The organism is Burkholderia sp. BCC1988 (assembly GCF_905339895.1).
Lineage (GTDB): Bacteria > Pseudomonadota > Gammaproteobacteria > Burkholderiales > Burkholderiaceae > Burkholderia.
The window spans coordinates 1-278 of the sequence record NZ_CAJPHA010000100.1 but is presented as its reverse complement, the minus strand read 5'-3'; the positions used below and the strand labels follow the sequence as shown (position 1 = coordinate 278).

The following is a 278-nucleotide window of genomic DNA, read 5'->3' as shown; positions in this document are numbered from 1 at the left end:
TCTTGATCTGCTCGTTGTCGTTGCGCAGGTACGCGCCCATCTGCATGTTCTCGATGATCGACATCCGCGCGAAGATCCCGCGGCCTTCCGGCACCATCGCGAGCCCGCGCTTGAGCAGCTCGTGCGACGGCACGCCCTTGATCGACTTGCCGTCGTACTCGATGTCGCCGGCCGAATACGGCTTGAGACCCGTGATCGCCTTCATCGTCGTGGTCTTGCCCGCGCCGTTCGCGCCGATCAGCGTCACCAGCTCGCCCTGGCGGACTTCCATGTCAACA

Annotated in this window: 1 protein-coding gene; it reads right to left on the bottom strand. The window is 63.7% G+C overall.

Annotated elements, in window-relative coordinates; genetic code table 11:
* Positions 1 to 278 (bottom strand): ATP-binding cassette domain-containing protein (locus U4012_RS35740; RefSeq protein WP_321804600.1); only part of this gene is annotated, 278 nt, incomplete at both ends.